We start from the raw sequence: 274 nt of genomic DNA on the forward strand, positions 1-274 counted from the left end.
AGACACAGCGGCGGTGGCAGCCGCCAGCGGGCGACGCAGGTCGTGACCGACCGCTGACAACAACGCCGTGCGCACCCGGTCGGTGGCCGCTAACGGCTCCACCGCCTTCGCCGTCTCCTCCAGCTGACGCTGCTCCAAGGCTGTCCCCAACTGGGCGGCGATGACCGACATCAGCCGACGCTCCGAGGCGTCCGGCTCCGGGCCGTGGAATTCCACCACGGTATGGTCGTCGATGCGGTGCTCCGTGACTTGATCACTTGTTATACCCCAATTT

Annotated in this window: 1 protein-coding gene; it reads right to left on the reverse strand. The window is 66.4% G+C overall.

What is annotated here, in order from left to right; genetic code table 11:
• The coding region (locus tag ACSNOK_RS34240; RefSeq protein WP_436784630.1) for a hypothetical protein at positions 1 to 216 on the reverse strand (216 nt) is incomplete at its 3' end.
• Between the last annotated feature and the right edge of the window lie 58 nt (positions 217 to 274).

This window comes from Streptomyces sp. URMC 126 (assembly GCF_051386555.1).
GTDB lineage: Bacteria > Actinomycetota > Actinomycetes > Streptomycetales > Streptomycetaceae > Streptomyces.